The following is a 21,364-nucleotide window of genomic DNA, read 5'->3' as shown; positions in this document are numbered from 1 at the left end:
CCCCCCCCCCCCCCCCCCCCCCCCCCCCCCCCCCCCCCCCCCCCCCCCCCCCCCCCCCCCCCCCCCCCCCCCCCCCCCCCCCCCCCCCCCCCCCCGCGCCCGGTGTCACGGTCCGACGGGTTCAGACATCCAGCTCGCTCTCGATCCGGCGCAGCTGGTGGCGGGCCATCGCCAGGTTGGCGCGGCTCGCGTCGAGCACCAGGTAGAGGAACAGCCCGTTGCCACCACGGCCCTTGAGCAGGCGGATCATGTGGTACTGGGTGTTCAGGGTGATCAGGATGTCCTCGATCTCCTCCTTGAGACCGAGGTGCTCCATCGTGCGCAGTTTGGACCGCACGACGTCGGTGTTGCCGGCGGCGGCGACCTCGAGGTTGAAGTCCTTGCCGCCGCCCAGCGTGCCGAGGGCCATCCCGCTGGTGTAGTCGACCAGCGCGGCGGCTGTCGCTCCGTCGATGGAGCTGAGGCATTCCTTGAGCGAGGTCTCCAGGTTGGCCATGCGTGGGTTCCTTTCCGGACATGATCAATGCTTATCGGTGCTTGATCGGTGCTTGATCGGTGCTTGGTCGGTGCTTGGTCGGTGCTTGGTCGGTGCTTGGTCGGTGCTTGGTCGGTGCTTGGTCGGTGGTGATCGTTGGCTGTCGGTTGATCAGGTCGGCCGGCGGTGGCCACCGCCCTGAGGGCTCGGTCGGTGGGTGGGCCGCTGCGGGGTGCGCACCGGCAGGGTGCCGATGGGACGGGCCGTTTCCCCGGCGGGCGCAGTGACGTGTTCCGCGGCCGGGGGACGGCCGCGGTCGTGGCCGATGCGGGCGACGACCAGTTCGCCTATCCGGGCGCCGCTGCGCCGGCCCTCCAGGTGCAGCCGGCCCACGTTGACCCGGCCGTCGGCGAGCAGGGTGAGCACGGCGGCCGGACCGGCCGCGTAGGTGGCGACGTAGCCGTCGGTCCCGCGCAGCAGCAGTTCCCGGAACCCGCCGCGTGCGGTGGCGTCGGCCATGCGGTGTGCAACGCCGAGGGCGGCCGCGGTGAGCGCGGCGAGACCCTCGGGCTCGGTGCCCGGCGCGTCGTGCGCCAGGACGAGCCCGTCGACGGTGGCCGCGAGCGAACCGGTCAGCTGGGGTACGCGGTTGCGCAGTCGGTGCAGTTCGTCCAGGACGTCGCTCTCGACGGCCATGAGCAGTCTCCTTTCGGCACGCTGTCGACGCGCGCGGATCACAGGGCCTCCAAGGCCTCTCGAAGCCGTCGCAGCAGGGCCGTGTCCGGGTCCTCCCACACGACGTCGCCCGGGCCCGGCGCGCGGGGGGCGGGTGCGGGCGGCGCGGCGGCGACGAGGCCGTCGGCGGCCAGGCGGCGCAGTTCGACGAGGGTGTGGTACGTACGGCAGGCGAGCGCCGAGGCGATCTCCGCGGCGGTGCGGACGCCGTCGACCTGAGTGAGGATCCGGCCGCGCCGTACCGGCAGGGCCGCCGCACCCGCGTCGGGCACCCGCGTGAGGGGGACGGTGTCGATGCCGGGGTCCGGCCATATGCGGTCCAGCAGGGCACGTCGGCGTCCGCACTCGCGGACGACGACGTCCACCGGTACGGACCGCACCGAACCGAGCCAGTGCACCGCGCCCGGCCGGAAGCGGTGGGCGCGCGCGTCCTCGGCCAGGACGAAGTACGCGGCGTCGAACAGCGCGCCCAGGTGGCAGACCTCCAGCGCACCGGCGGCCAGCCGGCCCCTGTCCACGAGCCGGCGTCCGACCCGGTGCTGTGTCCCGCCGCGTTCGACCGCCTCCCACCAGGCGTCCGACGCGACGGCTCCGCTGCGGGTGAGCAGCGCTCCGAGGTCCGGGGTGAAGGCCGATTCCACATGCACCACACGGCCCGCCGTGAGGTAGACGATGCCCCGCTCGCCCGACAGGGCACCGGTCGCCCCCTCGGCCGCGAGTGTGCCGAGGGCCGCCGACGTCGTTTCGTGCGTGGTCCAGGCGGTCGTCACCCTGGTCACCCGAGCACCAGACGATCCGCCATCTCGGCCAGCCGGATGCGGGCCAGGGCGAGGTTTCCGTCGTTGCGGTCCAGCCACAGGTGGAGGAAGACGGTGCTGTCGAACGGAGTGCTGACGAACCTGAGCAGGTGGTAGGCGTCGGCGGTGGTGGCGATCATGTCCTCGACCGGCGGCTCCTTGTCCGGCGCTGCGGCGGGACCGGCCGGACCGGCTGCCGCGGGTGCGCCGGCCACCGCGAGGGAGCCGCTCTCCGCGACGTGCCGGGCCAGTTCCGCCGTCTCCGCCGCGGTCGCCTCCCAGTCGCCGCCCGGCGCCTCGCCGACGGCTCCCAGCGCGAGCCCGCTGATCCAGTCGACCAGCGACGCGCCCCGTGCGCCGGGCAGCCGCATGGCTTCCAGCAGACTCTCGTCGATTCCGGGCACGCCGGATCCCCTCTCCCCGCACGGCTGTACCGCGAACGTGACGCCGAGACTACGGAAAGTGCACGCATCCGGTGAGCGCTTTGGCATTTTCCAGAGGAACGTGCGCGCGCTCCGGCATACTGCGGTATTTCGACCATGCGAGGGCCGGTGAGCGAGGGGTGGCGCGGGCAGGCCCGCCCCGATGCGGATGGTGGGCGGGGCCTGTCCGCGCGCACCATTGTGGGAACGGCGCGCCGCCCGGGTCCACGAGTGAACGCCCCGGCTTCGGGTGGTGGCCGCACACCCGGCACGCTTGCCGCGCTCGGGGGCGTGGGGACGCCGGGACGGGCTACCCGGGGCCCATGGCCCGAATCCATCTCCCCCATCGCGGGAAGCACACGAAGGACGCCAGGACGGACGACTCGGCGGACGAGATCCCCGACGAGCGGCAGCCCGGAGACTACGGTCCGGACTCGGCCACCGAGCGCGACGCCCCCGACTCCCCCACCGGACTGCCGAAGCGCTCGTGGTCCGCGCTGCTGCGGCGCGTGGTCGCCGAGTTCAAGGACGACGAGCTGACGGACCGGGCCGCCGCTCTCACCTACTACGGAATCCTGTCGCTGTTCCCGGCCCTGCTGGTACTGGTCTCCCTGCTCGGGATCGCGGGCCGGTCGGCCACCCAGGAGGTGCTCGACAACATCCAGCAGCTGGCGCCCGGCGCCGCACGGGACGTCATCACCAACGCGGTGGAGCAGTTGCAGGCCAAGGCGGGTCTGGGTTCCGTGCTGGCGGTGGTCGGTCTGGTCGGTGCCGTGTGGTCGGCGTCCGGCTACGTGGCGGCGTTCGTCCGCGCGGCGAACGCGGTGTACGACGTGCCCGAAGGACGCCCGGTGTGGAAGGTGCTGCCCTTGCGGCTGGTCCTGACCGTGGTGCTGCTGGTGCTCGCCGTGGTCAGCGCGCTGATCGTCGTGTTCACCGGCAGCCTGGCCGAGCAGGTGGGCACCGCGCTCGGCGTCGGCGACACCGCCCTGACGGTGTGGTCGATCGCCAAGTGGCCGGTGCTGGTCGTGCTCGTCACCTTCATGATCGCGATCCTGTACTGGGCAGCCCCGAACGCCCGGGTCAAGGGTTTCAAGTGGATCACGCCGGGCAGCGTACTCGCGCTGCTGATCTGGCTGCTCGCCTCCGCCGGGTTCGCGTTCTACGTGGCCAACTTCGGCTCGTACAACAAGACGTACGGCACCCTGGCCGGTGTCATCATCTTCCTGGTGTGGCTGTGGGTCACGAACCTGGCCATTCTGCTCGGCCTCGAGTTCGACGCGGAACTGGCCCGGCAGCGTGTGATCGACGGCGGCCATCCGCCCGACGACGAACCGTACGTCGAGCCGCGCGACACCCGGGCCTGGGACGAGGCGGACCGACGGCGCGCGGCACCGGGAGAGTGACCGCGCCAAGCGTGGCTACGGGAGGATCGAGTCGACGTACCCCCCGTCGACGCGGACGGCCGCGCCGGTCGTGGCGGACGCCTGGGGCGAGCTCAGGTACACCACGAGGTTCGCGATCTCCTCGGGCTCGATCAGCCGCTGGAGCAGCGACTGCGGGCGGTGTTCGCGCATGAACGCGCGCTGCGCCTCGTCCCAGGGCAGGTCGCGGTCGACCAGTTGGTACACGAAGTCCTCGACGCCCTCGGTGTGGGTGGGTCCGGCGATGACGCAGTTCACCGTGACACCGCTGCCCGCCGCCTCCTTGGCGAAGCCGCGGCCCACGGCGAGCAGTGCCGTCTTGGAGACCCCGTAGTGGATCATCTCGGCCGGGACGGCGACGGCCGAGTCGCTCGCGATGTAGAGGACCCGGCCCCAGCCCCGTTCCCTCATCCGGGGGAGATGTGCGCGCGTCAGCCTGACGCCCGCGAGGACGTTGATCTCGAAGTAGCGGCGCCATTCGTCGTCGCTGATCTCCAGCGCGGGCATCGCGCCGAAGACACCGAGGTTGTTCACGAGGATGTCCACGTCGGGCAGCGTCTCCAGGGCCCGCTCCGCGCCCTCGGCGGTGCCGACATCGGCCACGACCGGCACGAACACGCCGTCCGGCACCTCGGCCCGCAGTCTCCCGACGCGCTCCTCCAGACGGGCGGCGTCGCGTCCGTTGACGCCCACCGTGGCGCCGGCCCGGGCCAGTCCGGCGGCGATCGCCGCTCCGATGCCCTGCGAGGATCCCGTCACCAGCGCGGTCCGTCCGCCGAGGCCGAGGTTCACCGGGTCGCTCCTTGTCGTGCCGTACGGTCGGTTGCCGTGCTGCTGCCCACCCTCGCCCATGGCGCACCTCGGACCCCGCCGACCGCGCCGCCGACCGTGCCGCGGGCCGCCCGGTCGGCGGACCCCCGGATGCTCTCCGCTGACCTGCGGCGACGATACTTGCGTGTGTCCGTGCCCCTGCTCCTGCCTCCCGATGGACTCATGCCGACCTCTGCCACCGCCCGCCCCACGACTCCGCCCACGGTGTGGCCCGCTCGCGGCCGCCACGTCGGTTCCGCGGCGGAGGACACCGTCCGGCACACCCTGAAGCGGCTGAAGGACAGCCGCCGCATCGACGACTTCCTGGAGCTGCCCGAGGAACGGCCGGACGACGAGACCCCCGGCGACCTGGTCTTCGAGGCCCGCTGGAAGGTCCCGGAGGACGTCACCGTGCGGGCGAGGCTCGTCCTGGAGCCCGGTTCGGCCGGCGGGCAGGAGTGGACCCTCCTGGCGGAGGCCGAGCAGGCCTGGGAACCCGACTGGCCCTCGCCCGCCACGATGTTCTGGCCCGACGACCCGGACGTCACCTGGGACCGCGACACCGCCACGGGGCTGCGCCTGCGGGGCCTCAACACCCTGCCCGAGGACGACAAGGCGCTGCGCCGACTGCTCAAGGACGCCGCCCGCAGCCCGTGGAACATCCACGTCGTCGTGCACGAGGCGATGACTCCCGACCACCGCGGCCGGGTACCGCTCGCCCACCGGCTGCCGCCCGGCCTGCGCCACCGCGTGGTCGAGCACCGTGCCGCGCCGCAGCAGCTGCGGGTGGTGAACTGGGCTCTGGAGGACTTCGGCGTCCAGGTCCCGCGCGGTGGAGCCGTGGTACTGCCCGGCACCCCCGCCCCGTCCGGGTACGACGCCCGGGACTTCTCCGTTCGCACCGTCTTCCTGGACGGCTCCGAACCCGCCGCCCTGATCGCGGCGGTGACCTCCTTCGCCGCGCTGCCGAGACCGCTGCCGGAGGGCGCGGAGGAGGCCCTCGCCGCGCTGCGGGAGGACTGGCGGCTGCTGACCATGGCGGAGGAACTGGAGCGCGAGCGCAAGCTGGTGGCCATGTACGCCGAGGCACTGGAGGCCATGACGCAGTCCCGGGACCTGTACCGGGAGGCGGCCGAGCGCGCGGCCGAGGCCCTGGCCGCGTACCGGGAGTCCGCCGCGTCCGCCCCCGCCGGCCCCCCGCCGGCCCAGTCGTCCCAGGTGTCCCCACTGCGCAGTCTGACCCGCACGCTGGAGCGGTTCAGGGGGTCGGCCCGGGCACCGCGGCCCGGGACCGGCACCCCCGGCACCCGGCCGCCCGCCGAACGCGACGGCTGACTCCCGCCGGCCCCGGCGGCCGGCGACGACCGGGCCGCCGGCCGGCCGCGGCGGCGCCCCGTCGACGTGCGACGCGGTCCGTGTCGGGCCGAGGGCGCGCCGCTCCCGCTCGCTGAGCGGTGGGCGTCCGGTGGCGGCGCGGGCGTGGTGCTCGTCGCTCCCGCCCAGGCGCGCCGGGCGGTCCGGGAGGCCGCCGGTGGCGGCGCGGACCGCGGGCGGCCTCGTCGGCGGGAGGGGGCGGACGAGCCGCCGGGCCGCGTGGGCTCGCTTGTGGCGTGAGCCGGGTGTGCGGTCCCCGTACCCCGCCGTCATGGCGCCGTCCGCGGCCGGTCCGGCGCGGGCCCGCCGACTGAGGGCACCCTCACGTGTCAGCCGGCGCGACGTGGATACGCGGACGGCACGGCAGCACGGCCCGTCCCGGAAGGTCATCGACGCCATGGACAGCCAGCACGAGGGCACCGCCCCCGCTTCCCCACCTCAGACGTCCCGATCGCAGACCACGCTCCGCGTCAACGGCAAACCGCACACCCTCACCGTCGACCACCGCCGGGTCCTGCTGGACCTGCTGAGGGAGGATCTCGGGCTCGCGGGCGCCAAGAAGGGCTGCGACCACGGGCAGTGCGGTGCCTGTACCGTCCTGGTGGACGGGCGGCGCGTCAACAGCTGTCTGCTGTTCGCCGTCGCCCTGGAGGGCCGCGAGATCACCACCGTCGAGGGCCTCGCCGGGGACGGCGAGGAACTTCACCCCGTGCAGCGGGCGTTCCTGGAGCGCGACGCCTTCCAGTGCGGGTACTGCACCCCGGGCCAGATCTGCTCCGCGGTCGGCGTGCTCGCCGAGGCCGCGGCCGGGCACCCGTCCCACGTCACCGACCCGGCGGCACCCTCCGGCGAGCCCGTTCCACTGGGCCGGGAGGAGATCCGGGAGCGGCTCAGCGGCAACCTGTGCCGGTGCGGCGCGTATCCGCGTATCGCCGACGCGGTCGAGGACGTGATCCCGTGAAGCCCTTCGCCTACGTCCGGGCCGGCAGCGTCGAGGAGGCCACCGACGCGTTCGCCGCCCACCCCGGCGCCCGCTACCTCGGCGGCGGCACCAACCTCGTCGACCTGATGAAGCTCGGGGTGGAGACGCCCGCCGCGCTCGTCGACGTCACCCGGCTCCCGCTGGACACGGTGGAGGAGCTGCCCGACGGTGCGCTGCGCGTCGGCGCGATGGTACGCAACAGCGACCTCGCGGCCCACCCCGCCGTCCGCGACCGCTATCCCGCGCTCTCCCAGGCCCTGCTGGCGGGTGCCTCCGGGCAGCTGCGCAACGCCGCCACCACGGGCGGCAACCTTCTCCAGCGCACCCGCTGCCCCTACTTCCAGGACCTGTCCAAGCCCTGCAACAAGCGGGAGCCCGGCACCGGCTGCGGCGCGCTGGAGGGCGTGCACCGCGACCACGCGGTGCTCGGCCACTCCGAGCAGTGCATCGCCACCCACCCCTCGGACATGGCGGTGGCCCTCGCCGCCCTCGACGCGCGCGTGGAACTGCACGGCCCCGAGGGCACGCGCGGCGTTCCCGCCGCCGACTTCCACCGGCTGCCGGGCCTGCACCCGGAGCGGGACACCGAGATCCACCCCGGCGAGCTGATCACCGGAGTGGTCCTGCCGTCCGCCACGGCCGGGCTGCCGTCGGCCTACCGCAAGGCCCGCGACCGGGCGTCGTACGCCTTCGCCCTGGCCTCCGTCGCCGTCGTCCTGCACCTGAGGGACGGCGTGGTGGACCACGCCGGGATCGCCTTCGGGGCGCTCGCGCACCGGCCCTGGCGGGCCCGGCGGGCCGAGGACGCGCTGGTGGGCGCGGCGCCCACGACGGCGGCGTTCGAGCACGCGGTCGACCTGGAGCTGGCCGCCGCGGAGCCGCTGCGGGACAACGCCTACAAGGTGCCGCTGGCCCGCCGGCTGGCGCTGGACGTACTGGGCCGGCTCGCCCCGCCGGCCACCACCTGAACCCGGCGTCCACGAGGAGGACTCCATGACCGGCACCGAGACCGTCCTGGGCGCTCCAGTCGAGCGCCGGGAGGGGCGGGAGAAGGTCACCGGCACCGCCCGGTACGCCGCCGAGGCCACCGAGTACCCGGCCCCCGGCCGCGCCCAGGCCTGGCCCGTCCCGGCGGCGATCGCGCGGGGACGGGTGACCGGCGTCGACACCGCCCCGGCGCTCGGCCTGCCCGGCGTACTCGCGGTGCTCACGCACGAGAACGCGCCCCGGCTCGGGGACCCGGACGACCCCACACTGGCCCTGTTGCAGAGCCCGCACGTCCCGCACCGGGGCTGGTTCGTCGGCCTGGTGGTGGCCGAGACCCTGGAGGCGGCGCGGGCGGGTGCCGCCGCCGTCCGTGTCACGTACGAGGCGGAGGCCCACGACGTGACGCTCACCGCCGCACATCCGGAGGCGTACGTCCCCGAGTCGGCCAACGGCGGGTTCCCGGCCGTCACCGAACACGGTGACCCCGACGGTGCCTTCGCCTCCTCGGCGACGCGGCTCGACGTCGAGTACCGGATACCGCCGCTGCACAACCACCCGATGGAGCCGCACGCGAGCACCGCGTGGTGGGACGGCGACCGGCTGACCGTGCACTCCTCCAGCCAGGGCACCAGCGCCGTGCGCACGGAGCTCGCCGCCATGTTCGAGGTGCCCGAGGACCGGATCACGGTCCTCGCCGAGCACGTGGGCGGCGGCTTCGGTTCGAAGGGCACTCCCCGCCCCGACGTGGTGCTGGCCGCGATGGCGGCACGCGAGACCGGCCGGCCGGTCACCGTCGCGCTGCCGCGCCGCTGTCTGCCCGCCGTCGTCGGCCACCGCGCGCCGACCCTGCACCGGCTGCGCCTCGGCGCCGACGCGGGCGGCCGGCTCACCTCCCTCGTGCACGAGGTGACGACTCACACCTCCCGGGTGAAGGAGTTCGTGGAACAGGAGGCGGTCCCGGCGCGCGTGATGTACGCCGCCCCCGCCCTGCGCACGCTCCACCGCGTGGTGCGGCTCGATGTGCCCACGCCTTCCTGGATGCGCGCCCCCGGCGAGTGCCCCGGCATGTACGCGCTGGAGACCGCGGTGGACGAACTGGCCGTCGAGCTGGGCACGGACCCGGTGGAGCTGCGGATCCGCAACGAGCCGGAGACCGAACCCGACAGCGGCAGGCCGTTCAGCAGCAGGCATCTGGTGGACTGTCTGCGCGAGGGCGCCCGCCGCTTCGGGTGGGAGGCCCGCGATCCGCGGCCGCGGTCCCGCGCTGCCGGACCGCTGCTCATCGGCAGCGGAGTGGCCGCGGCCACGTATCCGGTGCTGGTGTCGCCGTGTACCGCGTCCGCGCGGGCCCTGCCCGACGGCGGTTTCCTGGTGCGCGTCAACGCCACCGACATCGGTACGGGCGCCCGTACGGTCTGCGCCCAGATCGCGGCCGAAGCCCTCGGCGCCCCGCTGGACCGGGTCCGTATCGAAGTCGCCGACAGCGACATCGGATTCGCGCCGATGGCCGGCGGTTCCTCGGGCACCGCCTCCTGGGGATGGGCCGTGCACGAGGCGTGCACGCGGCTGACCGGCCGGCTGGCCGAGCACTCGGGGCCGCTGCCCGACGAGGGGGTCGCGGCCGACGCCGACACCTCCGGCACCGCCGACGCCGAAAGCCGATACGCACGGCACGCGTTCGGCGCGCACTTCGCCGAGGTGACCGTGGACACGGTGACCGGCGAGGTACGGGTGACGCGTCTGCTCGGCGTCTTCGCGGCGGGGCGCATCCTCAACGCCCGTACGGCCCGCTCCCAGTTCATCGGGGGCATGACCATGGGCCTGGGCATGGCGCTGACCGAGGACAGCACGATGGACCCGGCGTTCGGTGACTTCACCGAGTCCGACCTGGCCTCGTACCACGTGCCCGCGCACGCCGACGTCGCGTCCGTGGAGGTGCACTGGGTCGACGAGGACGACACCCACCTCAACCCCATGGGCAGCAAGGGGATCGGAGAGATCGGCATCGTCGGCTCGGCCGCGGCCGTCGGCAACGCGGTCCACCACGCGACGGGCATCCGCTTCCGGGAACTCCCGCTCACCCCGGACCGGGTGCTCTCCGGACTGCTCGAACACGAGCACCCCGCGGGCACGTTGGGGGTGTGAACGCGGGACGTGGTCCGCGCCGGAGGTGCGGCGCGGACCACGTGCCGTGCGCGGCGGGCCGGGGGGTCAGTCGGCGGCGCGGCTCGCTCCGGCCATCGGCCGGGCCGGCCAGCGCTTGGCGGGCGCCTGCGAGGCGACCCGTACGCACAGCGCCATCAGCGCGACCAGGGACGCGAGCACGGCGACCGCGACGGCGATCCAGGTGGGCGCCAGCGTGAGGTCCACGGCCGGGGACACCCGGGCCGAGGGTGTCGCGCTGCCGTAGAGCTTGGCCGCGGCCAGCGCCGCCGGTCCCACGACCGCCGCGGCGAGCAGCGGTACGGCGGGCCGCACGGTCAGCAGCAGGGCCAGCACCAGGCAGAGCGCCGACAGACCGAGGGCGGCCCCGTAGGCGCGGGCGGAGGCGTCGTCGTGGTGCAGCGGGAAGTAGGCCACGCCGCACCCGGCCAGGACGGCGACGGTGAGCCAGGCGGGCCAGGCGGCGCCCCGGGCGGACCGGCGCGCCGCACGGTCGCGGTCACCCGATGCACGGTCGCGGGCCGCGGGGTCGCGGTCGAGGGACGCACGGTCTCGGTCGTGCGACGCGGGGTTCCGCTCGGGCTCAGGCGACGCGGGGTCCTGGTCCCGGTCGCGTCCCAGGCGGCCGAGGCGGCGCGATTTCCTGCGGCGTTCGCGACCGCGGCGGTCCGCCGCGGCGAAGGCGCCGGCCAGTCCCGCCGGACGGTCGGCGCGCTCCGGTTCGTCGTCGTCGGCGGTTCCGTCCAGGGCCGCCCGCAGGCGCCGGGCGTCGGGGCGGTCCGGGCGTACCCGTCCGTCCTCGGCCAGTTGGCCGATCAGCTCGACCAGTTCCTCCACGGGCCGGCCGGTGGCGGCGGCCCGTACGGCCTCCTGCCCGCAGTGCGGCTCGAGGGGGGTGCGGTGCAGCAGTTCCATCAGCCGGGTGACGTCCTCGACCGAACGGCACTCCGCCGCGGCCCGGATCGCCTCGTCCGCGCTGTCCGAGTGGCGCGGCGGCCGGGTCAGCAGGCCGACCAGCCGGGTGACGTCCTCCACGGAGCGGTTCACTCCGACCGCGCGCAAGGCGTCGATCGTGGCCTGCGCGTACTGGGGCGACCGCTCCAGCATCGTGATCAGATCGACGACCTCCTCCAGCGGCCGGTCGGCCACGGCGGCACGCACCAGGTCGCCGACGGGATCGCCGTACTCGCGCGCCAGTTCGTCATGGGTGACGGGTTCCTGGACGGAGGTCTCCTGAAGGAAGGACTCCTGCGGCGCAGGGGCGGGGGCGGGGGCGGGCTCGACGGGGGCGGGCGCGGGCCCCTGGGCCGCGGTGGCGGCTTCCTGGGGAGCGGGGGCGGCTTCCCGGGGAGCGGTGGGCTGGGGATCGGGGGAACGGGCGGCCGAGGGGTGGACGGGCGACACCTCGGCGTCGGCTTGCGCGGCCGACTGACGCACCGGGTGCGTGCCGGTGCCCGTGGTCGTCTCCCCGGTGGGCAGGTCCACGGCGGATATGGCGTACTCGGGCGAACGAGGTGTTGAAGAGCCGGTAGTCATGATCTCTCCGTGTGGTGGGGGTGCGGCCGCCCTGCGTCCCCGACATGCGACTCGCGCTGTGTGCTGACCATTACTAAGCACGTCCACCGCACCGCGCCACCGGAGTGGGCCACAGGGATGAGAGGCCCTTGCATGCGGACTTGTCGCCGCTCCGAGCGGGAATCCGGGGAGAGAAGGCGCGTGCCGCGCATCGCGCGCTCGTACCGGAAGGAGGGGCTGGTGGACACGACCACGATGGTGATCGCCGCGGCGGTGCTGCTCGCGGCGGTCGTCCTGGCTACGGCGGTCGGCGTACTGGTGCGGCTGGTCCGCACCCGGCGGGAGCTCAGGCGGGCCGGGCTCCCGACCGGTCCTGGGTGGGTCTTCTGGGGCGCCGTCCTCTACTTGGTGCTGCCGGCCGACCTGGTGCCCGACCCCGTCTACCTGGACGACGTCGGTGTACTGCTCCTCGCTCTGCGCTCCGCGCACGGCTCTCCCGGCGGGCGGCGCAGGGCCGCGGAGCGGCGGGAAAGCACCGGCCCGCCCCATGACTACGCTGCGTAAGGAAACCAATCACCCGTTCGATTCGTATAAGTCTCTGGAAGCCGAAGGCAGTCGGCGGACCAGGCGACGGCGCAAAGGAACCATCGCTTGCTCGGCGCAGCACCGACCAGGGAGAGACGATGAAACCGTTCGCGCTCAACTACGCACGTCCGGCAGTGGAGTTGGACGCCACGACTCCGTACGTCTACGACTCCGGGCTGCAGTTGAACGTGCTTCTGGACGGGCGGGTGGCCGCCTGTGACCACGCCTTGCTGAGAGAACTGGGGACCACGACCTCCACCGCGGGGTCGAAGACTCACTTCGACGACTGAACACGGGTCGTCGAGAATGACCGTCTTGATCCTGACCTGTGAAGAGGACGTCACCGCGGACATGGTGGTCGTGCACCTGAACGCGTCGGGAGTACCGGTGGTCCGCCTGGACCCCGCCGACCTGACCGACTCCGTCGCGCTCTCCGGTGAGTTCGTGCACGGCTCGTTCCGGGGCCATCTGTCCTCGGGGGGCCGCCTGGTGAGCATCGGCGGGCTGCGGTCCGTCTGGGTGCGCAGGCCGGGTGGCGCCGCCGCACGGGCCGCCGAGCCCTCCGCATGGCTGACCGAGGAGTCCGGGCAGGCCCTCTACGGCATGCTCCGCGGCTGCGGGGCGCGCTGGATGAACCAGCCCGACGCGGCGCACCGGGCCCGGTACAAGCCGTGGCAACTGCGTCTCGCGCAGCAGTGCGGGCTGCCCGTGCCGGCCACGCTGATCACGACCTTCCCGCGGGCCGCCCGCGAGTTCGCCGAGCGCTACCCGGACCTGGTCGTCAAGCCCGTCTCGGGCGCGCAGCCGCAGGACCCGCCCCTCGCGGTGCCGACCAGCAGGGTTTCGCCCGAGGCCGACTTCTCCGCCGTCGCCCACGGCCCGACATTGCTGCAACGCCGGGTCGCCAAGCGGGCCGACATCCGCCTCACAGTCGTCGGCGACGAGTTGCTGGCCGCACGGAAGACGGCCCTGGTGGGTGCGGACCCCGACGAGGTGGACGTCCGCTTCACAGCGTCCACCGAACCGTGGCGGCCCGCCGAGGTGCCGCCGCGCGTCGCCGAGGCCGTCCGCGCCTTCCTCCGCGCGGCGGGGCTGGCCTACGGTGCCCTCGACTTCGCCGAGGACGGCGACGGAACGTGGTGGTTCCTGGAGTGCAACCAGTCGGGGCAGTTCGGCTTCGTGGAGGTGGACACGGGCCAGCCGATCGCCCGCACCATCGCCGAGTGGCTGGCCCGGCCCGGCGCCGAGGACCCGGTGGACGCGGGCGGCCCGGGCACCACGGTCGTCGGGTGAGGAGCGGCGTTCCGCCGCCGCCGTCGGGTTTCAGAGTGCGGAACGTGAGTAGTTGTCCGTTTCGTGGTCGAGGTTGAGGTTGAGTGAGGGCTGCTGGTCGTCGGGGCCTGGTGCGGTTCGGGTGCCGGGCTGGACGGACAGGCCGGGTTCCGGTTCGGTGAGGACGCCCCTGGCGACCAGGCGTTTCAGCTTGGAACGGATGCCCTCGGTGTTCTTCGGGGCGATCGGCAGGCCGAGGGCCTCGCCTGGCACAGGTCGCGCGCCCGCATCGGCTTCCTGGTGGCGGTGAACGCGCGGAGGCCGGTCCGGCCGTCCACTGAGGCGGCGAGGTCGCCGGATCCATCGACTTCCCGGCCTACCGTCACGAGGGACAGCCCTGGGAGCCGCTGCCGGCCTGAGCTGGGTGGGTCAGCGGAAGGCGGCGATGTTGCGGTCGACCCAGTCGGCGAAGGACCGCGGCGGACGGCCGAGGACCTGCTCCACGTCCGGGCTGATGCGCAGTTCTGCCGGGGTCGGGCCGCCGATGATGTCCAGGGTGTCGTCGGCGAGCTCCGGCGGAACGGCCCGGGTCATCGCGGACTTGGCCTGTTCGCGGCTGAGTTCGTCGAACCGGATCGGCGAGCCGAGTGCCGTGGCGAGGACCTGCGCCTGCTGACGCGGTGTGATCACCTCCGGGCCGGTCAGCTCGAACACGCCGCCGGCGTGCCGGTCGTCGAGCAGGCTCGCCGCCGCGACCTCGGCGATGTCGAGCGGATCGACGACCGGCGTCCCGATGTCGCCGAACGGCGCGGCAACCGCACCCTGCGTGCGGACGGGTTCGGCCCAGGCATGGGCGTTGGAGGCGAAGCCACCCGGCCGCAGGATGGCCCAGTCAGGGCCGGACCGCCGCAGGGCGTCCTCCAGCGCACGCATCGCTGTGCGCGTGCGGCCGTGCGGCCTGGTCGCCACCCCCTGAGAGGAGAGCAGGACGACGCGGCCGACCCCTTCGGCGGCGGCCAGGTCGATCAGCTCGGCCGGCTGCCCGGCGCCAGGGGCGTGCAGGTCACCGGAGAGCAGGACGAACAGGGCCTTCGCTCCGGTCAACACGGGTGCGAGGCCCGCCGGTTCCGCCATATCAGCGGTCAGATGGCGGACGCCGGCCGGTACCGGCGCCGCGTGCCGCGACACCGCGGTCACCTGCTCGCCGGCCTCGGCGAGGGCCTGCACCAGCGGCTTGCCCACATTTCCGGTCGCCCCGGTTACCACGATCATGAACTGCTCCTCGTTCGTTGGGCGTTGCGGTAATGACGCTAGGGACTGCCCTTACGTCCGGTAAGGACGTACCTGGAGGTAAGCTCAGGACATGACGGAAGGTGCGCAGGCCACGCAGGCCGACCCAGGGCAGCGGTATGACGTGCTTCACACCGACTGTCCCGCCCGCGAGGCACTCGACCACGTGACCAGCAGGTGGGGCGTCTGGGTGCTGATCTCGCTGCGCCGCAACGACCTCCGGTTCTTCGAACTACGCAAGAGCATCCGGGGAATCAGCGAGAAGATGCTCGCCCAGACCGTGCGTGGTCTGGTGCAGGACGGCCTGGTCTGGCGGAAGGTCGAGCCGACGACGCCCCCGCAGGTCACCTACGGCCTCACCGAATTCGGCCGGCACATCGGCGAGCCGCTCGAGGAGCTGTTCAAGCGACTCGACAGGGGCCCCCGGTAACCGCACCGGCACGGCCCGCCCCTCCCGCTCCCGCGTCCTGCGGGCGATGACCTCCGTCATGGCCCGCCGCCTCACCGGCACCACCCTGCCCTCCTGGAGGACCGCATGAGCGAGAACCAGCAGGTCACAGCGGTGCTGGAATACGTGGAGACGCGTGAGCGCGAACCGGCCGACCAGGCCCCACACCTCCGCGCCCGTATCGAGGAACTCACCGCGCAGCTCGGCGAGGTGGACGCGGAGTGCGAGAACCTGCGCGACTCTCAGTGCGGGCGCGGGCCGGGCAGCAGGGCGGTGCGTTGCCAGCCGGCGCCCGGGGACTGCCGCCGTTCGTCGCCGGGCAGGTGGCCGGGTGAGTGCAACGGGCGCATGACAACCTCCAGCTCCCTGCTCACGCGTTCGGCATCCCGTCGCACCTGCTCGGGAACGTCACCGCGTTCGGCGACGAGTCGGTCGTAGATGGGGGAATCCTGGAACACCCGTCAACGTGCCTTTCTTGTCGTCCGCCCCCGCACGGAGGCGCGACTGAGCAGTCTAGGCGCCCGTCCACCCGGGGGTGTGCATTCCGTCCATGAGGTGACGGCCGCTCAGGCGCCGGTCGTGGAGCCGGGCCGGACGATCATGAGGACCGTGACCGTGGCCCACAGCAGGTTGAACAGGCCGGTGAACATGGCGAGCCGTGCGGTGCGGGCGCGCTCGACGGGCTGCCGGTCGGTCAGTTGCTCCAGCAGTTCCTCCTGACGGGGCAGGACGAAGGCGACCAGGATGCCGGCGGCTGCCGCGGTCAAGGTGATGGACGTGATGAGCCACGCGTCCCCCAGGACGCCCATCGCCGACGCGGTGGCGAAGCCCAGGACCGGCACCGTGATGCCCAGGCCGGCGTAGACCCGGCAGATGCGGTGGAGCAGCCGGACGGTGCCCACGTCCCCGGTGTCCGCGGTACCGGTTCCGCCCCCGGCCCCCGCGGGCACCGCCACCACCGCCCGTCGGGCGGCCGGCGGGAACATGCTGGCCGCGACGGTGACGGGCCCGATGGCGATGATGGCGGCCAGGACGTGGAGGGACAGCAGGATCTTGGTCATCGGTCGGGGCTCCGGAGGCAGTTCGGTCGAGGTGGTGGGAGCCACGTTAGGAAGCGGCCAGGTGATCGCACAGAGGCCGAAACGACAGCTTCCAACGGATTCTCGCCAACACCGTCATCAGGGAGTGTCCGGCCGGACGAGGACGCAGTCAGGGGTGTGCACGGGGTTCTGGCCCCGGCGGGAACCCGCCTATCGTGACGTCATGCACTCCGTGGCGATCCTGGTCCTCGACGACGTCGTGCCGTTCGACATGGCGGCGCCCATGCAGGCCTTCGACTGGACGCGACTGCCCGACGGGCGCAGCCCGTACCGGGTCCGGCTGTGCGCGGAGTCGCCCGAAGTGCGCACGGACGGGCTCGCCCTCCGTATCGACCGGGGTCTGGAGGCTCTGGAGTCCGCCGACACGATCATCGTGCCGGGCCGCTCGGAGGAGCACGGTCCGCCCTCGGAGCGGGTCCTCTCGGCGCTGCGGAGGGCGGCCGGTGCCGGTACGCGGATCGCTTCGGTGTGCGTGGGCGCCTTCGTCCTCGCGGAGGCCGGGCTGCTGGACGGGCTGCGGGCGACCACCCACTGGATCGCCGCGGCGGAACTGGCCCGCCGCTATCCGCGCGTGGAGGTGCTGCCGGACGTGCTCTACGTCGACAACGGGCAGCTGCTCACCTCGGCGGGCGCCGCCGCGGGCCTGGACATGTGCCTGCACATGATCCGCCGGGACCTGGGGTCGGCCGTCGCCGCGCACGCCGCCCGGATGTGCGTCGTACCACTGGAACGGGAGGGCGGGCAGGCCCAGTTCATCGTGCACGAGCGTCCGCCCGTGCCCCGGGGCTCGGACCTGGAACCGCTGCTGGAGTGGATCGAGGACAACCTGGGCGGAGAGGTCACCCTCGGGGCGATGGCTGCGCGCGCGGGTATGAGCGAGCGCACCTTCAGCCGCCGGTTCCGCGAGCAGACGGGCACCACTCCACTGCAGTGGCTGCTGCGCGCGCGGGTGCGGCGTGCCCAGTTCCTGCTGGAGAACGGCGACCACCCGATCGAACGGATCGCGCGGCAGGCGGGGTTCGGCTCCCCCACGGCCTTCCGGGAGCGGTTCCGCCGGGTCGTCGGCACCACTCCGCACGCCTATCGCGCGGCGTTCCACGGAAAGCCGGTCGCGCCCGCCGTCCGCGCGTAGGGCCCGCCTCGCGGATCAGTCCTGCGTTGTCGGTCTGATCGCACTGATCGCACTGATCGGACCGGCCGGCCTGGTTCCCAAGGCGGGCCCCCAGGTACGGCGATGTCACACGGCCAGCGACAGGCCGCCCTCCCCGTCCGAGTCCGCCACGCGGACGGCGTCGGGTGTCCGCCCCTTGGCGAGCAGCAGGGCGTCCGCCTTGGCCACCGCGTCGTGGATGCCGGTCGTCGCCATCATCACGCACAGCGTGTAGCTGACGTCAGCCAGCTCTCGCGCCGTCGCCGGCCGCTCCCTCTCCGCCTGAGCGATCCGCAGTGACGCGTACCGCGTCAGCAACTCCCTGACGACCTTCGGGTCCGGTTCGAGCACGAGCGCCCCTCTCTCGAGTTTCGCTGCGTATGCCCGGACCCGGCCGGACCAATCACACTGTGTGCGCCCCCGCTCGCAATTGACGAAAATCCGTCGCTTCCTGTCCGACCATCATCGCGATCGGTCGACGACTTGGTTGAACAGAGACTCAACGAGTTCGGGTGCCCTGCCTGTTCGCAGGTCACTCACCGGCACCGAGCTCCCTTTCCAGCACCTCCCGGAAGCCGTGCGGCGCGCGGCCGGTGACGCGTTCGACCGTGTCGGTGGTGCGGTCCTCGGCCCCCCGGGCGATGGCTCGGTCCAGGTCGGCCAGCATCGCGGCGAAGTCCGGTGGCACCAGTGTCGCGAGGCGGGCACGCAACTGCCCGTGGGTCAGGTGGCGGTGGACCACGGGCCGGCCGCCGACCTGTGTGAGGATCGCGGCGATGTCGTCGTAGCCGAGGGCCTCGGGACCGGTGAGGATCAGGTCCGTACCGGGGGCTCGATCGTCGGTGAGGGCCCGCACGGCGACGGCGGCGATGTCGTCGGCGTCGACGAAGCCCACGCGGCCGCTCCCGGCGGCGGTGAGTATGGCGCCGTCCTCCCGGACGCTGACGGCGTGCGCGTGGGCGCCGGTGAAGTTCTGCATGAACCAGGACGGCCGCAGCACCGCCCATTCCTCGAACAGGCCGGGGAGCGCCCGGTGCACCGCGCCCACCGCCGGGCCGCCCTCGGGAACGGCCGAGGAACTGAGCAGCACCGCACGCCGCACGCCCGCGTCTCGCGCCCTCAGCAGGAAGGGCAGCATGACCGCGGCCGGGTCCCAGTCGCCCGGCGGCGGAACGAGGTAGACGCGGTCGGCTCCCTCGAGGGCCGCGTCGTGCGTGGTGGCGTCGTGCCAGTCGAAACGGACCGCTTCGGCGCCCGGTAGCGGGACCGCGCGCCGGCTCGCGGCCTTCACGCGGTGGCCCGCGGCGATCAGCCGGGCGGCGGTGCGGCTGCCGGTGGTGCCGGTGGCTCCGATGACCAGTGTGGTGCCGGTGCCGGTCATCGGGTGCTCCCGGCGAAATCGGTACCGGGTTCCTGGAGGGCGAGCGGATTCCAGTAGTCACGGTAGGAGGTGAACCGCCCGTCCTGGACGGTCACCACGGCGATGTACGTCATGTCGAACGGCGCGCCGGTCTTCACCACCCTGCCCACGCCGCGCATCTCCACCACGACGGTCCGCGGGTCGGTGGTCTCGTGGATCCGCAGTTCTGGGAAGTCGTGCAGGTCGATGTGGTCGGGGTAGTGGCGCATGTAGGCGGCGACGGCCTCCCGGCCCTCCAGCCGCCTGGGCCGGCCCTCGGGGGCGAAGGGGAATTCCATGACTCCGTCGTCGGACCACAGACCGGCCCAGGCGTCGACGTCCTTGTCCAGCAGCAGCCGCAGGCTGTGGCGGTACAGGTCCGCCGCCGGGACAGGCGCGGTGGACGGGGTGGGCGTGGGCATGGGCATGGATGAGCCCCTCTCTGTCGCATACAATACGGACCAGCGGTCCGCTTCAAACAATACGGACCAGCGGTCCGCTTTGCAACGCGCGCCCACGCTTGCTCGCGCCCAGGCGTGCGCCGTGTGCCCACGCGCGCCGGCGTCCGCCCACCCACCGACCCACAACCCTGCCCGCCACGGAGGAGACCCCTGTGACCGAGCGCAAGCCCCGCAAGGACGCCGCCCGCAACCGGGAGGCCGTCCTCGCGGCCGCCGACACCCTCTTCGACCGGCACGAGAGCCCGGACGACGTCACCATGGCGGACGTCGCGGCAGCGGCCGGTGTCGGCAAGGGGACGCTCTTCCGGGCCTTCGGCGACCGGACCGGGCTGATCAAGGCGCTGTACGAGGCCCGGATGGAACCGATCGAGCGGGCCGTCGAGACGGGCCCGCCGCCACTGGGCCCCGGCACTCCCCCGGCGCGGCGCGTCCCCGCCCTGCTCGACGCGCTCCTGTGCTTCAAACTCGACAACCGCCGCCTCGCGCTGGCCCTGGAGGCCTCCGGCAGCGACAGTCCTTACGGGGCAAGCCACTACGAGCGCTGGCACACCTTGCTGCGCACCATGCTGGAGCAGGTCCCCGGCCTCGCCGACTGCGACTTCGCCGCCCACGCGCTGCTCGCCGCCGTCCGGGCCGACCTGGTCGAGCACCTGGCCGGCCGGGAGGGCGTGCCGCGCGAGCGGATGCGGGCCCGGCTGGCGGACTTCACCGTCCGGGTACTCGGCACCGCCCCATGAGCACCGGAAACGACGTACGGAACGGTGTGCCGACACGCCGACGCTTCGCGAGAGACCCGCGCCTTATCCCCCCTGGAGGGCGCGGGCCTCAGTCTCCGAGCGTGCGGGCCAGTTCGGTCGTGGCCCGCGCGATCTCGCTGTCGCCCTCGGCCAGCAGCCGCTCGAGCCCGTCCCGCCGGGCGCGGACGGCCTGCCGCGCCGCGCGCTCCCACGCCACCGGGTTCTCCCGGTGGTTGAGCAGCTTGGGGTAGGCGGTGGCGGTGGTCTCCCACTGACGGGCGTCGGCGATGTTCTTGAGCAGCTGGATGATCTGCGCCCGGCAGCTCACCTGGGGCCGCTGCGCCAGTTCCCACAGGAAGGGGACGGTCGCGGCGGTGGCCTGTTCGACGACGAAACCGTACTGGCAGATGCGTTTCCGCAGATCGCCGAGGGCGGCACGGGCGGTCTCGGCGTCGCCCCAGGCTACCTTGCGCAGCAGCCTGGGAATGGCCGCGGCCGAGCCGGTGGAGTCCTGGATCTCGCTCCACGGAACGCCGTCCAGCCCCGCGAGGGGGGCGGCGGTCCGGGGGGAGCCGGGCGGCTGCTTCTGACGGTCGGTGCGCTGGGTGCTCGGCTCGGGTGTCGGAGCGCTGCGCATGGTGTGGGGCCCTTCCGCGGCAGTCGGATCAGGTGAGGGGGCAGGTCGACAACTTGGCCCAGACGGTCTTGCCGGCCGGAGATCTCGGGGTCCAGCCCCACTCCTCCGAAAGGGCGTCGACGATGCACAGGCCGCGTCCGTGCTCCTGGAGTGCGGAGTCGCCGGACGGGGTGAACACGGGCGCGTTGTCCCCGGGATCGCAGACGGTCAGCATCAGATGGCCGGAGTCCCGGGCGAGCCCCAGCCTGACCTCGGGCGCGCCGGCCGCTGCCGACGGCACCGCATGCCGCACCGCGTTGGAGACGAGCTCGGTGATCACGAGGACGGCGTCGTCGGCGTGCCGGTCCAGGGACCAGCCGCTCAGCGTGTCCCGCGTGAAGACCCGGGCCCGGGCGAAGCCCTCCCCGCTGCAGGCGACGCGCAGCACCGCGGAAGTCGGCCGGACACCCGGCGCGTGGGTACTCGCGGGCGGAACGGGGAACGGCCACTCCCCCCGGCGTGCGGCCGGTCGCTCGGTGCGCGGAAGCTCTCCGAACCGGCCCGCCGGGACCGCCTCCGACACGGGTTCGCCGGGCGACCGGAGCGTTGGATGCGCAGGTGA

At 73.4% G+C, this 21,364-nt stretch carries 26 protein-coding genes; 11 read left to right on the top strand and 15 right to left on the bottom strand.

The window, feature by feature from the left end; translation table 11 throughout:
- Window positions 1-121: 121 nt before the first annotated feature.
- The 4 genes from ACZ4V1_RS32535 to ACZ4V1_RS32520 form a co-directional block, all read right to left on the bottom strand.
- Complete coding sequence (locus ACZ4V1_RS32535) at window positions 122-496, bottom strand: roadblock/LC7 domain-containing protein (RefSeq protein ID WP_053141038.1); 375 nt, start codon at window positions 494-496, stop codon at window positions 122-124.
- A 150-nt stretch (window positions 497-646) separates the two neighbouring features.
- Window positions 647-1,171 (bottom strand): roadblock/LC7 domain-containing protein, encoded by a 525-nt coding sequence (locus ACZ4V1_RS32530; protein WP_468343624.1) that lies wholly within the window; start codon window positions 1,169-1,171, stop codon window positions 647-649.
- Window positions 1,172-1,209: 38 nt separating this feature from the next.
- Window positions 1,210-1,980: a hypothetical protein gene (locus ACZ4V1_RS32525; protein WP_468343634.1), complete on the bottom strand. Its 771-nt coding sequence runs from the start codon at window positions 1,978-1,980 to the stop codon at window positions 1,210-1,212.
- Between the two features lie 5 nt (window positions 1,981-1,985).
- Window positions 1,986-2,411, bottom strand: a complete 426-nt coding sequence (locus ACZ4V1_RS32520; protein ID WP_468343621.1) for a hypothetical protein — start codon at window positions 2,409-2,411, stop codon at window positions 1,986-1,988.
- 341 nt (window positions 2,412-2,752) lie between these two features.
- Here ACZ4V1_RS32520 and ACZ4V1_RS32515 point away from each other — a divergent pair, with 341 nt between their 5' ends.
- Window positions 2,753-3,835, top strand: a complete 1,083-nt coding sequence (locus ACZ4V1_RS32515; protein ID WP_468343618.1) for a YihY/virulence factor BrkB family protein — start codon at window positions 2,753-2,755, stop codon at window positions 3,833-3,835.
- A 15-nt stretch (window positions 3,836-3,850) separates the two neighbouring features.
- On the opposite strand, the gene ACZ4V1_RS32510 is transcribed toward ACZ4V1_RS32515, so the two are convergent.
- Window positions 3,851-4,645: an SDR family NAD(P)-dependent oxidoreductase gene (locus ACZ4V1_RS32510; protein ID WP_468343615.1), complete on the bottom strand. Its 795-nt coding sequence runs from the start codon at window positions 4,643-4,645 to the stop codon at window positions 3,851-3,853.
- A 201-nt stretch (window positions 4,646-4,846) separates the two neighbouring features.
- Here ACZ4V1_RS32510 and ACZ4V1_RS32505 point away from each other — a divergent pair, with 201 nt between their 5' ends.
- The 4 genes from ACZ4V1_RS32505 to ACZ4V1_RS32490 all read left to right on the top strand — a co-directional run bounded on the left by ACZ4V1_RS32505 (window position 4,847) and on the right by ACZ4V1_RS32490 (window position 10,151).
- Window positions 4,847-5,998 (top strand): hypothetical protein, encoded by a 1,152-nt coding sequence (locus tag ACZ4V1_RS32505; RefSeq protein ID WP_468343612.1) that lies wholly within the window; start codon window positions 4,847-4,849, stop codon window positions 5,996-5,998.
- A 436-nt stretch (window positions 5,999-6,434) separates the two neighbouring features.
- Window positions 6,435-6,998: a (2Fe-2S)-binding protein gene (locus ACZ4V1_RS32500; protein WP_468343609.1), complete on the top strand. Its 564-nt coding sequence runs from the start codon at window positions 6,435-6,437 to the stop codon at window positions 6,996-6,998.
- Window positions 6,995-7,987: an FAD binding domain-containing protein gene (locus tag ACZ4V1_RS32495; protein WP_468343606.1), complete on the top strand. Its 993-nt coding sequence runs from the start codon at window positions 6,995-6,997 to the stop codon at window positions 7,985-7,987. The genes ACZ4V1_RS32500 and ACZ4V1_RS32495 overlap by 4 nt, the downstream gene beginning before the upstream one ends.
- 25 nt (window positions 7,988-8,012) lie before the next feature.
- Complete coding sequence (locus ACZ4V1_RS32490; protein WP_468343603.1) at window positions 8,013-10,151, top strand: xanthine dehydrogenase family protein molybdopterin-binding subunit; 2,139 nt, start codon at window positions 8,013-8,015, stop codon at window positions 10,149-10,151.
- 66 nt (window positions 10,152-10,217) lie between these two features.
- Here the strand turns inward: ACZ4V1_RS32490 and ACZ4V1_RS32485 are convergent, their stop codons facing one another.
- Window positions 10,218-11,705, bottom strand: coding sequence for a hypothetical protein (locus tag ACZ4V1_RS32485; protein WP_468343600.1), 1,488 nt, complete (start codon window positions 11,703-11,705; stop codon window positions 10,218-10,220).
- A 219-nt stretch (window positions 11,706-11,924) separates the two neighbouring features.
- Here ACZ4V1_RS32485 and ACZ4V1_RS32480 point away from each other — a divergent pair, with 219 nt between their 5' ends.
- The 3 genes from ACZ4V1_RS32480 to tgmB all read left to right on the top strand — a co-directional run bounded on the left by ACZ4V1_RS32480 (window position 11,925) and on the right by tgmB (window position 13,562).
- Window positions 11,925-12,248: a YkvA family protein gene (locus ACZ4V1_RS32480; protein WP_468343597.1), complete on the top strand. Its 324-nt coding sequence runs from the start codon at window positions 11,925-11,927 to the stop codon at window positions 12,246-12,248.
- Window positions 12,249-12,367: 119 nt separating this feature from the next.
- On the top strand, window positions 12,368-12,559 hold the full coding sequence (tgmA, locus tag ACZ4V1_RS32475; RefSeq protein WP_468343594.1) for a putative ATP-grasp-modified RiPP: 192 nt from the start codon (window positions 12,368-12,370) through the stop codon (window positions 12,557-12,559).
- 16 nt (window positions 12,560-12,575) lie between these two features.
- Window positions 12,576-13,562 carry an ATP-grasp ribosomal peptide maturase gene (tgmB, locus tag ACZ4V1_RS32470; RefSeq protein ID WP_468343591.1) on the top strand — a complete coding sequence of 329 codons (987 nt, stop codon included), beginning with the start codon at window positions 12,576-12,578 and terminating at the stop codon, window positions 13,560-13,562.
- Window positions 13,563-13,592: 30 nt separating this feature from the next.
- On the opposite strand, the gene ACZ4V1_RS32465 is transcribed toward tgmB, so the two are convergent.
- Together ACZ4V1_RS32465 and ACZ4V1_RS32460 are read right to left on the bottom strand one after the other, a co-directional pair.
- Complete coding sequence (locus ACZ4V1_RS32465) at window positions 13,593-13,814, bottom strand: hypothetical protein (protein ID WP_468343589.1); 222 nt, start codon at window positions 13,812-13,814, stop codon at window positions 13,593-13,595.
- Between the two features lie 156 nt (window positions 13,815-13,970).
- Window positions 13,971-14,813, bottom strand: coding sequence for an SDR family oxidoreductase (locus ACZ4V1_RS32460; protein ID WP_468343586.1), 843 nt, complete (start codon window positions 14,811-14,813; stop codon window positions 13,971-13,973).
- A 91-nt stretch (window positions 14,814-14,904) separates the two neighbouring features.
- On the opposite strand from ACZ4V1_RS32460, the gene ACZ4V1_RS32455 reads away from it, so the two are divergent.
- Complete coding sequence (locus tag ACZ4V1_RS32455; RefSeq protein ID WP_468343583.1) at window positions 14,905-15,261, top strand: winged helix-turn-helix transcriptional regulator; 357 nt, start codon at window positions 14,905-14,907, stop codon at window positions 15,259-15,261.
- Between the two features lie 260 nt (window positions 15,262-15,521).
- Here ACZ4V1_RS32455 and ACZ4V1_RS32450 read toward each other — a convergent pair whose 3' ends face one another.
- Together ACZ4V1_RS32450 and ACZ4V1_RS32445 are read right to left on the bottom strand one after the other, a co-directional pair.
- The gene (locus ACZ4V1_RS32450; RefSeq protein WP_468343580.1) at window positions 15,522-15,737 is read right to left on the bottom strand and encodes a hypothetical protein; all 216 of its coding nucleotides are present in this window, start codon (window positions 15,735-15,737) and stop codon (window positions 15,522-15,524) included.
- Window positions 15,738-15,845: 108 nt separating this feature from the next.
- The gene (locus ACZ4V1_RS32445) at window positions 15,846-16,340 is read right to left on the bottom strand and encodes a hypothetical protein (protein ID WP_468343577.1); all 495 of its coding nucleotides are present in this window, start codon (window positions 16,338-16,340) and stop codon (window positions 15,846-15,848) included.
- A gap of 202 nt (window positions 16,341-16,542) precedes the next feature.
- On the opposite strand from ACZ4V1_RS32445, the gene ACZ4V1_RS32440 reads away from it, so the two are divergent.
- Window positions 16,543-17,511: a GlxA family transcriptional regulator gene (locus ACZ4V1_RS32440; protein ID WP_468343574.1), complete on the top strand. Its 969-nt coding sequence runs from the start codon at window positions 16,543-16,545 to the stop codon at window positions 17,509-17,511.
- A 105-nt stretch (window positions 17,512-17,616) separates the two neighbouring features.
- Here ACZ4V1_RS32440 and ACZ4V1_RS32435 read toward each other — a convergent pair whose 3' ends face one another.
- From ACZ4V1_RS32435 to ACZ4V1_RS32425, 3 genes are all read right to left on the bottom strand, one after another.
- The gene (locus ACZ4V1_RS32435; RefSeq protein ID WP_468343571.1) at window positions 17,617-17,880 is read right to left on the bottom strand and encodes a DUF5133 domain-containing protein; all 264 of its coding nucleotides are present in this window, start codon (window positions 17,878-17,880) and stop codon (window positions 17,617-17,619) included.
- Between the two features lie 181 nt (window positions 17,881-18,061).
- Window positions 18,062-18,910 carry an NAD(P)H-binding protein gene (locus tag ACZ4V1_RS32430; RefSeq protein WP_468343568.1) on the bottom strand — a complete coding sequence of 283 codons (849 nt, stop codon included), beginning with the start codon at window positions 18,908-18,910 and terminating at the stop codon, window positions 18,062-18,064.
- Window positions 18,907-19,350: a nuclear transport factor 2 family protein gene (locus ACZ4V1_RS32425; protein ID WP_468343631.1), complete on the bottom strand. Its 444-nt coding sequence runs from the start codon at window positions 19,348-19,350 to the stop codon at window positions 18,907-18,909. The genes ACZ4V1_RS32430 and ACZ4V1_RS32425 overlap by 4 nt, the downstream gene beginning before the upstream one ends.
- 191 nt (window positions 19,351-19,541) lie before the next feature.
- Between ACZ4V1_RS32425 and ACZ4V1_RS32420 the strand changes: the two genes are divergently transcribed.
- Entirely contained in the window at window positions 19,542-20,126 is a 585-nt protein-coding gene (locus ACZ4V1_RS32420; RefSeq protein ID WP_468343565.1) for a TetR/AcrR family transcriptional regulator, read from the top strand.
- Window positions 20,127-20,214: 88 nt separating this feature from the next.
- Here ACZ4V1_RS32420 and ACZ4V1_RS32415 read toward each other — a convergent pair whose 3' ends face one another.
- The gene (locus ACZ4V1_RS32415; protein ID WP_468343562.1) at window positions 20,215-20,763 is read right to left on the bottom strand and encodes a hypothetical protein; all 549 of its coding nucleotides are present in this window, start codon (window positions 20,761-20,763) and stop codon (window positions 20,215-20,217) included.
- A gap of 28 nt (window positions 20,764-20,791) precedes the next feature.
- Entirely contained in the window at window positions 20,792-21,190 is a 399-nt protein-coding gene (locus tag ACZ4V1_RS32410; RefSeq protein ID WP_468343559.1) for an ATP-binding protein, read from the bottom strand.
- Between the last annotated feature and the right edge of the window lie 174 nt (window positions 21,191-21,364).

The sequence above is a fragment of the Streptomyces sp. NPDC028991 genome (assembly GCF_055564775.1).
Note: the sequence above shows the minus strand (reverse complement) of the source record. Positions and strands in the feature narration are given on the sequence as shown.